The 6,538-nt window shown below is 68.7% G+C and carries 6 protein-coding genes and 1 pseudogene; 3 read left to right on the forward strand and 4 right to left on the reverse strand.

The features are described 5' to 3' along the window. Window positions 1-9 precede the first annotated feature (9 nt). Together L0977_RS15615 and L0977_RS15620 are read left to right on the forward strand one after the other, a co-directional pair. Entirely contained in the window at window positions 10-897 is an 888-nt protein-coding gene (locus tag L0977_RS15615; protein ID WP_234265776.1) for an ABC transporter permease, read from the forward strand. After that, window positions 890-2,002: a quaternary amine ABC transporter ATP-binding protein gene (locus L0977_RS15620; RefSeq protein ID WP_234265777.1), complete on the forward strand. Its 1,113-nt coding sequence runs from the start codon at window positions 890-892 to the stop codon at window positions 2,000-2,002. Before L0977_RS15615 ends, L0977_RS15620 begins: the two co-directional genes overlap by 8 nt. Before the next feature lie 11 nt (window positions 2,003-2,013). Here the strand turns inward: L0977_RS15620 and L0977_RS15625 are convergent, their stop codons facing one another. The 4 genes from L0977_RS15625 to L0977_RS15640 form a co-directional block, all read right to left on the reverse strand. Then, complete coding sequence (locus L0977_RS15625) at window positions 2,014-2,517, reverse strand: SH3 domain-containing protein (protein WP_234265778.1); 504 nt, start codon at window positions 2,515-2,517, stop codon at window positions 2,014-2,016. A 122-nt stretch (window positions 2,518-2,639) separates the two neighbouring features. Then, on the reverse strand, window positions 2,640-4,022 hold the full coding sequence (gene hpnE / locus L0977_RS15630; protein ID WP_234265788.1) for a hydroxysqualene dehydroxylase HpnE: 1,383 nt from the start codon (window positions 4,020-4,022) through the stop codon (window positions 2,640-2,642). A 65-nt stretch (window positions 4,023-4,087) separates the two neighbouring features. Further along, a complete protein-coding gene (hpnD, locus tag L0977_RS15635) occupies window positions 4,088-4,954 on the reverse strand; it encodes a presqualene diphosphate synthase HpnD (protein WP_234265779.1) in 867 nt (288 codons plus the stop codon). A 76-nt stretch (window positions 4,955-5,030) separates the two neighbouring features. Further along, a complete protein-coding gene (locus L0977_RS15640) occupies window positions 5,031-5,705 on the reverse strand; it encodes a Crp/Fnr family transcriptional regulator (protein WP_234265780.1) in 675 nt (224 codons plus the stop codon). Window positions 5,706-5,989: 284 nt separating this feature from the next. Here L0977_RS15640 and L0977_RS15645 point away from each other — a divergent pair. After that, window positions 5,990-6,437, forward strand: a pseudogene (locus tag L0977_RS15645) (PAS domain-containing protein); the annotation flags it as partial. Window positions 6,438-6,538 lie beyond the last annotated feature (101 nt).

The following is a 6,538-nucleotide window of genomic DNA, read 5'->3' on the forward strand; positions in this document are numbered from 1 at the left end:
GGCGCGCCCATGAACTGGCTGCGGGAATTTCCCGCCATGGGGGCGGATGCCCTCAGTGCCTTGCGGCGCACCGTGGACGACGCTTTCCGCACGTTCACGCGTCAGAACGGTGAAGCCCTGGAACAACTGTTCCTGCCGCTGCGCGAGTTCCTGCTGTTCTCGGAACGGCTGCTCACGCAGTCGCCGTGGCCGGTGGTGATCGGGGTCATCGCCCTGATCGTCTGGCTGGCTTCGCGCAACGTGAAGATCGTCGTAGGGACGGTGGCGACGCTGCTCATGATCGGCTACTTCGGTATGTGGGTCGACACCATGAAGACCATTTCGATGATCTTCGTGTGCACCGTCGTCGCGCTGGCCGTCGGCCTGCCGCTGGGCATCGGCATGAGCCGTTCCGACCGGCTGCAGCGCATGGTCAACCCGGTGCTGGACGTGATGCAGACCATGCCCAGTTTCGTGTACCTGATTCCGGTGGTCATGCTGCTGGGGATCGGGCGCGTGCCGGGGCTGATCGCCGTGGTGATCTACGCCATTCCGCCGGTGATCCGCTTCACCAATCTGGGCATCCGGCTGGTCGACAAGGATCTGCTGGAAGCGGCCGATGCGTTCGGTTCGTCGGCCTGGCAGAAGATGCGCCAGGTGCAACTGCCGCTGGCGCTGCCGACCATCATGGCGGGCGTGAACCAGACCATCATGCTGTCGCTGGCCATGGTGGTGATCGCGGCCATGATCGGTGTGCAGGGGCTGGGCCAGCCGGTGCTGCGGGCGATCTCGAACCAGTACTTCACCATGGGCATCCTCAACGGCATGGCCATCGTGGGTATCGCCATCATCTTCGACCGTGTGTCGCAGGCCTATGGCAAGCGGCTGCAGAAACACCTGGAGGTGAAACATGGCTGAAACCCCGAATGCGGTGGCCGCGGCCGCGGCGCCGTCCGCCACCGGTGTGCGCATCCGGCACCTCTACAAGATCTTCGGTGCCACGCCCGAGAAGTTCCTGCCGCTGGTGCAGCAGGGCATGAGCAAGCAGGAACTGCGCGACCAGCACGGCCACGTGCTGGGCCTGCGCGACATCAACATCGACATGCCCGCCGGTGGCATCCAGGTGGTGATGGGCCTGTCGGGCTCGGGCAAGAGCACGCTGATCCGCCACATCAACCGCCTCATCGACCCCACGGCCGGCGAGGTGCTGGTGGACATCGACGGCCGCGAAGTTGACGTGGCCAAGATGGGCGCGTCGGCGCTGCGGCAGTTCCGCCGCGAGCAGACCGCCATGGTGTTCCAGAAGTTCGCGCTGTTCCCGCACTGCACCGTGCTCGAAAACACCGAGTACGGCTTGCAGGTGCAAGGCGTGGCGCGCAAGAAGCGGCGCGAACACGCGCTGCGCTGGATCGAGCGTGTGGGGCTCAAGGGCTACGAGGACAGCTACCCCAACCAGCTCTCGGGCGGCATGCAGCAGCGCGTGGGCCTGGCGCGGGCGCTGACCAACGACGCGCCCATCCTGCTGATGGACGAGGCCTTCTCTGCGCTCGACCCGCTGATCCGGGCCGACATGCAGAGCGTGCTGCTGGATATCCAGCAGGAGATCGGCAAGACCATCGTGTTCATCACGCACGACCTGGACGAAGCCCTGCGCCTGGGCGACCGCATCGCCATCCTGCGTGACGGCGAGGTGATGCAGCAGGGCACGGGCCAGCAGATCGTGCTGCAGCCGGCCGACGAGTACATCGCCAACTTCGTCAAGGACGTCAACCGCGGGCGCGTCATCCGTTGCCGCACGCTGATGCAGACGGGGGCGCCGGTCGAAGGGCCGCAGGTGGATGCCAGCCTGGTGATCGAGGAGGCCGCGCGCCTGCTCAGCGCCGAAGGGCGCGAGGCGGCGAATGTGGTCAACAGCAAGGGGCGCCATCTCGGCGTGGTGACGCTGTCCGACATCATCGGTGCCATCGTGCCGCCCAACCCGGTGGCACCGGCGGAGGCGGGCAGTGGGGCGCCACCCGCCTGAGGGCGGCGCGCTTACCAGCCCCAGAGCAGACGGCGGGCGATCCAGCCCTTTTGCTGGTCGGCCCGCCGCACGTGCACCCAGTCGCCGCGGCGCTCCAGGGTGCGGAGCAGTTCCCCGTATTCGGCCTTGCCCACGATGCGGTGGCCCGTGCCAGGGCCACCGCGCAGGTTGGCGGTGGGCACCTTCACCACGTGGTGGGCGGTGCGCCCGGTCAGGCGCCGCGATACCCAGCCTTCATCGCCTTCGAAGTCGCGCACCTTGATCCAGGTGTTGCGGCGATCGACCACCTGCAGCGGGTAGCCGTGGTGCAGTTGCCAGAGCACGGCGGTGCCGGTGCCCGGGCCCTGCCGCATGTTGGCCGTCTCGACCTTGACGCTGACCATGCTGGCCTGCGGCTGGGCCAGCACCAGACTGCCGGGCACACACAGGCTCAGGGCCAGTGCGGCCAGGGAACGCCTGAGCCGGCGCGGATTCCGGTGGGGGTGGCGATGGGGTGTGGCGATGGTCTCGGGCATCGTTGGAATCTCCTGGGCTCCGGTTGAACACATCCCGTGTGAACGCCCTCGTCCCGGGGAGTTCCTGAATCCTGCGGATCGGGGCCGATTCGGTGACCGGCTTGGCCGGCAGAGGAGGCTGTTCAGAGCCGCGATGCTGCGGTCAGGCCGCTGCGCACCGCCCCTTCGAGCGTGGCGGGATAGGGGCCGTCGATGTAGTCGCCCGCCATCAGCAGACCCGGAGCGGCCTGGGTTGGCGGTCTGATCAGCCCCGGCGTGCAGGCGAAGGTGGCGCGCTTTTCCACCACCGTCTGCAAGGGCCGCAGTGCCTGCAACCCGAGCTGGCGCCGGGCCTGGTCCAGCACGCGGGCTTCCAGCTGTTCGCGGTCGCCCTCGCTGTCGCTGGCGACGAAGGCGAGCACGCCGCGCAGGCGCGGATCATCGGGTTGCAACTGGCCCCGGTCGAAAACGAACTGGGCCGGGTCTTGCGCCGACTCGGGCTCGCTGCGCAGCGCCAGCATGGGCCGCGGCAGGCGCCATGCCGGATCGGTCTGGGCGTAGACGGTGGTGATGGCGGTGAAGTCCAGCGCGTTGGCCCGCTCGGCCCAGGTCAGCAGGCCGTCCTGCAGCGCGGGGGAACCGCTGCGGCCTTCGAGGGCCACGCCGACCGCCCGCAGCGCCTGGGCGGCCGGGCCGCAGGCCGTGGCCCAGATCACGCGGTCGAAACGGCGTTCGGCCAGGGGGCCGGTGTGCAGGGTCTCGATGACCCAGGCGCCCTCGTTCGGGCGCAGGGCCACCACGCGCGTGCCGGCGTGCAGTTCGAATCGGGCTCGGTGGTGCCGGGCCAGCCACTGCACGGCCGACATCGGAAAGAGCGTGCCGAGATCGGTGCGCGGCACCAGCAGCGTGGAAGGCGACCAGGGCGGATGGCCGCGCCCGGTCATGGCATCGCTCAGCACGCGCAGGAACACGGTGCCGCTGGCTTGGGCGGCAGGCAGGTTGAGCGCCGAAACACACAGGGGCTGGATGAATTCGTCGATCACGCGATCAGGCAGACCTCGGCAGACATCGGCGACGGTGTCGTCGTCTGCACATTGAAAGCCGGTCATGCGCCAACGCAGCGCCCGCGCCAGCAAGGCCAGGCGCTCGCCGCCGCTCCAGCCCGGCGCATGGGCAATGCTGGCCAGCGCGTCCAGCGGGGCGGGCCAGCCCCGGGCCCAGCCGGGCATTTGAAGGCCGTTGCCATCGGGAAAGCGCAGCTCCAGCGGCAGGGCCAGCAGGTGTTCCTGGGGCGCGACGCCCACATGCGCCATCAGGGCCAGGGTGCGGGTATAGGCCCCGATCAGGATGTGCTGGCCGTTGTCCAGCGGCAGCACGGCGCCTTCGTCCGTGCTCACCGGCAGGCTGCGGGCCCGCCCGCCAGGCAGGCGACCGGCTTCGTAGACGGTGACGTGATGGCCCCGTTCGGCCGCCGACACCGCTGCGGCCATGCCCGCCCAGCCGGCACCCACCACGGCCACCTGCAGGGGCCGCGCAGCGCGCGGAAAGCGCGGGCGGGGCGTGGTGGCAACGGCCGGCTGCGGCGCGGCTTTCACAGCCGGCCCAGGGCCTGGACCTTCCAGGCCAGCCAGAGTTTGCGCAGCGGGGTCAGGCTCACCCGCCGGGTGAGCACCAGCAGCGGTTCTGCCGCGATTTCGCGCAACAGGGTGCGGTAGATGCTGGCCATCATCAGCCCGGGCTTCTGGGCGCGCCGGTCGGCGTCCGGCAACAGGGCCAGGGCTTCGTCGTAGAGGCCAAGGGCCCGTTCGACCTGGAAGGTCATCAGCGCCAGGAAACGCCGTTCGAAGTCGGTCCGGTCACTGCCCGGCGCCTCACCGCGCTTGAGCAGTTCGTGGGCCTTCACGTCGAATCGCTGCAACTCCTGCACGGGTAGGTAGATGCGGCCGCGGGTGGCGTCCTCGCCCACGTCGCGGATGATGTTGGTGAGCTGGAAGGCCAGGCCCAGGCGGTGGGCGTACTCGGTGGTGGCCACGGCGGTCTGACCGAAGATGCGCGCGGCCACCTCGCCCACCACGCCGGCCACCAGATGGCAGTAGCGCTGCAGGCCCGCGTAGTCCAGGTAGCGGCTCTGGTCCAGATCCATCTGGCACCCGTCGATCACCGCCTGCAGGTGTCGGGCCTCGATGCCATACGCCGGCACGTGCGGCATCAGGGCCTGTAAGGCCGGATGGCTCGGCTGCCCGGCAAACGCCTGGGCGACTTCCTGCCGCCACCAGGCCAGCTTGGCCTGGGCCACGCCGAGGTCCTGCACCTCGTCCACCACGTCGTCGACTTCGCGGCAGAAGGCGTAGAACGCGGTGATGGCGGCGCGTCGGGGCGGTGGCAGGAACAGGAAGGCGTAGTAGAAGCTGCTGCCTGAGGCGGCGGCTTTCTGCTGGGCGTAGTCTTGCGGCGTCATGGATCGGGTGGGGTTGCCCGAGTGTAATCAGGCGCAGCCTGCGGCTTGCGCCAACGCCCCTGTGTGGCGCCCGGTCTCAGGCGACGCGGGCCGCCTGCTGGGGCTCGATGAGCTCGCAATGCCGGCGGTCGATGCGGCGCAGCACGCCGTCTTCTTCGAGCTGGCGCAGGTTGCGCGCCACCGACTCGCGGGAGGTGGAGAGCAGTTCGGCCAGCGTCTGCTGGCTGGGCAGACGCACCATGCCGTTGCCCTGTTCATCGGCCAGCAGCCGCAGGGCCGCCAGCAACTGGCGCTGCTGGCCCCGCATGCGCATCACCTGGCCCCAGTCGGCCAGGCGGCCGAAGGTGTGCACCATGATCGCGTGCAGGGCTTGCAGGAAGCCCATGTCCAGCACCTGCAGACGCCGCAGATCGGCCATGCGCAGCTCGCACAGGCGCCCCGGCGTCAGCGCGACCATGTCCATCTGTGTTTCGTGGCCAAACACGCCGTGCTGGCCGAGGGCGTGGCCACGACCGAGCAGCGCCACGGGCCGTTGCACGCCGTCGGGGCCGTTGCGGGACGCCAGCAGGGTGCCGAGCTTGACGGTGCGGATCGATGGGGACACGACGCCCTGGCGCAGCAGCACATCGCCTTTGACGAAAGTGATTTCGCGGACGGCGCTGGTGAGCAGGTCCTGGCTGGGGGCGGGAAGTCGGCCGACGAGGCAGATGTTGCGGGCCGCGCAGAGCGGGCAGCGGGGCGAGCTGTTCATGAAGGGGAGCACAGTCAGACGGGTGGACATGGCGGATGTGTGGCTACGGGTTCCACGAGGCAGTCGGCTTCCGCCAGAACCCGGCGCCATTCAACTACTTCCCGGCTGTTGCTGCCTTGATCTGTATCAGGGGCTGGTGCCATGGTTGCCGCATTTGCCGGGCTCCAAAGTGCGAAGTGCATCACTTGGCGGTCGTGTCTTTCATGCGAGAGCCGGCCGGAATCCTGCAGAGACCGGCACGGATGGCCGAGAGTGTCTGGAAGTCCTGTTCTGGAGACTCCGCAATGCGCATCAACGAGCCGGTCAGCGGCCACGAATACCCGCTCATGCCCGGCGTGACCCTGTTGTCGACCACCGATCTGGACAGCCGGGTCACCTACGCCAACGAGGCTTTCCTGGAGGCCAGCGGGTTTTCGCGGTCGCCATTGCTGGGGCAGCCGCACAACCTCGTGCGCCATCCCGACATGCCTCGCGAGGCAGTTGCCGACATGTGGCACACGCTGCGCGCCGGCCATGCCTGGTCGGCCCTGGTCAAGAACCGCCGCGCCGATGGTGACCACTACTGGGTGCGGGCCAACGCCACGCCGGTGCGGCGCGAGGGGCGTGGTGGGTTACATGTCGGTGCGCACCGCGCCCGATTGGGAGGAGATCCGCGAGGCCGAGGTGATCTACCGCCGCTTCCGGCAAGGGCAGGCCCGGGGCCTGAAATTTCGGCTATTCGTAAAAGTGGGTTGAAACGGGATCAAAGCTCTCCTGCCTCGATCATGCGGATGAGTGTTGAAATGTCCGCTCCGTAGTTCTTGGGCGGCGGTGGTGCCTTGTGTTGGTCAGCC

Origin of the sequence: Hydrogenophaga sp. NFH-34, assembly GCF_021401345.1 — a bacterium.
In the GTDB taxonomy this organism is placed as follows: domain Bacteria; phylum Pseudomonadota; class Gammaproteobacteria; order Burkholderiales; family Burkholderiaceae_C; genus Hydrogenophaga; species Hydrogenophaga electricum.

Coding starts and splice junctions, on each gene's coding strand:
- L0977_RS15615 (WP_234265776.1), top strand. CDS start 10: ATGAACTGGCTGCGGGAATTTCCCGCCATGGGGGCGGATGCCCTCAGT.
- L0977_RS15620 (WP_234265777.1), top strand. CDS start 890: ATGGCTGAAACCCCGAATGCGGTGGCCGCGGCCGCGGCGCCGTCCGCC.
- L0977_RS15625 (WP_234265778.1), bottom strand. CDS start 2,517: ATGCCCGAGACCATCGCCACACCCCATCGCCACCCCCACCGGAATCCG.
- hpnD (WP_234265779.1), bottom strand. CDS start 4,954: ATGACGCCGCAAGACTACGCCCAGCAGAAAGCCGCCGCCTCAGGCAGC.
- L0977_RS15640 (WP_234265780.1), bottom strand. CDS start 5,705: ATGAACAGCTCGCCCCGCTGCCCGCTCTGCGCGGCCCGCAACATCTGC.